This window comes from Clostridium luticellarii (assembly GCF_002995845.1).
In the GTDB taxonomy this organism is placed as follows: Bacteria; Bacillota; Clostridia; order Clostridiales; family Clostridiaceae; genus Clostridium_B; species Clostridium_B luticellarii.
The window spans coordinates 1-2,457 of record NZ_PVXP01000136.1 but is presented as its reverse complement, the minus strand read 5'-3'; the positions used below and the strand labels follow the sequence as shown (position 1 = coordinate 2,457).

The following is a 2,457-nucleotide window of genomic DNA, read 5'->3' as shown; positions in this document are numbered from 1 at the left end:
GGTATAGAGTATGATAATAAATCTAAAATAAGTTTTATAACTTTTAATAGTGATATAAAAAGTAAGCTCCCTAAAGAAATCCAATCTTTTAATATGGATAGAATATTAGAAGTAGTTAGAGAATATTATAAATATATTTATATACCAGTACAAACTTCTAGTTCAGATGTGTTAAGAATAGAAAGCAAAGAAATTCAAAATTTGATGAATTCAAATATACTTGAGGACATTGATTATATATTGAATGAGAGAAAGTTCCAAAGTGAAAAAAGAAGAAAAAATATTAGTGTTATAGATTATTTGAATGATTCTCTCAATTCATATATGGATGATGTAAATCAGATAATTCAAAAGATAGATAATAGCTATGAGTTTAAGGTAGAGGGAAAATATAAGAAAAATTTGACTTCAAGTGATGTTAGAAGGAAAATATTAGAAGCATATTTTTCAATTAGAACGTTAAAGAAAGATAAAAAGGAAATAGGGGAATTAAGTTCTGGAGAACAAAGAATTGCAATAATAGATATTGCGACTTCATTCTTAACAAGTAATTTGGATAATGATGAACAAGTAATTTTTGCTATTGATGAACCTGAAAATTCATTGCATATATCAAAAGCATTTAATCAATTTGAAAGGCTTAATAAATTGGCAACTAATCATCAGATTTTAATTACGACACATTGGTATGGATCGTTACCTGTTACACATAAAGGTAATCTAATATATTTGCAGAAGATACTTATAGATAAAATTTATAGAATCAAACTTGACAAATTTAAGTTTGATAACTATTTTGAGAGTAGAAAAAAACTTCCAAAAGATATAATGCTAAAAGGATATTTTGAATTAACTTCTTCAATTTTAAGTTGTATGCGATCTGATAAAACTAATTGGATAATATGTGAAGGAACAGATGATAAGGAATACATTAAACATTATTTAGGTGATAAAATAGATAATTTAAAGATATTTTGTGTAGGAGGGTGTGGAAATGTAGTTAAAATTTTTAAATATTTATACACGCCTTTATCGGAGAAAGATGAATCTGAAGAAATTGACAGTAAAATCTTATGTTTGATTGATACAGATGATAGTATTATTAGTTTGGAGTGTGATAGTGAAACTAAAAATAAAAAACTAAGGATAGCTAGATTTCAAGTAGATAATAATTTTCAAGTTTCATTAAAAAATTTAGAGCCTAATGGTAATCACGTAAGTACAGAAATAGAAGATTGTTTAGATCCTTCAATTTTATTTCGTGCTGTTACTTATGTAGTGAGTAATCAAGGAAGTGGTGAGCAAAAAGAGGCATTGGAATATTATAAATTGAATGAAAATATCCCCGTTTCCAGAATTAGAGGAGATAATTCTATATTCAAATTAGATGATATTAATGGAGTAGACAAAAAAGAAATTTTATATCAATTGTTTGAAGATAGTTATCTCAAGTATAGTATTTGTAAAAAGTATGTAGAGATTTCTAATTTATCAGAGGATATTCCAATTATATTTAATGAAATACTTAATTATTTTAAATAACATACTGTAGTATATAATCTAAGTGATAAATCAAATTAGTATAAAATTGGGGGCGGGGTGCGGACTTAAAGTTGGACTCCCTTAGAGTTCCGAAAGAAGCTTCTGAAAGATGTATTCTCAAGAAAAAGTTAATATAGCATTGAAACTCATCAATGCAGATCTGTAACAAAAACTGTGCAGACATTAGGGTATCTTACAAGGAAAGCTTTATATGACCGGGTTCATGATGAGGGCAAGCCTAAAAAATAAAGAAAATACTTGAACTCACCAATACTAAAACTCATCCACGAAATCCACCCGTTGAAGTAAAAATAGATGCATGACATCGTTGCTTTGAATTGGAAGAAAGTATAAAATCAGTATCAGAAGATATTGGTTATACTAGGGCTAGCATTTATGCTTGGCGGAAAAAGTATCTTCGGAAAGGTACGATTGCATTGATGAATGATAAAAATATCCAGCCAGAAACTTTAGGATAAGGTTCAGTTGCATCCAACTCTAAAGTTGAAGAATTAAAGGTTCAGATGCTTAATATGCAGCTTGAAATAGATATTTTGAAGGAAACAATAAATGTATTAAAAAAAGATCCCAACGTCGACCAGACAGTTTTTAAAAATCGAGAGAAGGCAGTGATAGTCGATGCTCTAAAGAATAAGTATTCACAGGGAATGAGTATAGATTTGTGTAAAACCAAATCTATACTCATTATTTTTGTATAATGAAATGGTAGATTTGGAACAATATTCTTAAATAAATTTAGGAGGAGTTCCAAATGAACGAGATTAAAAGTAAGCGTCAAACAAGAAAGTGGATGGAAAGTGTTCAAAAAATGTGAGATAATCTTCTAAAATAAGTTTTAAAGTTTTTCAAGTTAGCTTTAAAAACTTTAAAAAGGAAGGTTTTATATGGATGTAC

2 protein-coding genes are annotated in these 2,457 nt (G+C 28.1%); both read left to right on the top strand.

The genetic code is table 11. The features are described 5' to 3' along the window. Positions 1-1,542, top strand: a 1,542-nt coding sequence (locus tag CLLU_RS18330) for an AAA family ATPase (protein WP_106011193.1), incomplete at its 5' end; no start/stop codon positions are given. Between the two features lie 524 nt (positions 1,543-2,066). Continuing rightward, on the top strand, positions 2,067-2,261 hold the full coding sequence (locus CLLU_RS18320; RefSeq protein WP_106011192.1) for a hypothetical protein: 195 nt from the start codon (positions 2,067-2,069) through the stop codon (positions 2,259-2,261). Positions 2,262-2,457: the final 196 nt, after the last annotated feature.

Excerpts from the sequence above, each read along its gene's own strand:
- CLLU_RS18320 (WP_106011192.1), top strand. The coding sequence starts at position 2,067 with ATGCTTAATATGCAGCTTGAAATAGATATTTTGAAGGAAACAATAAAT.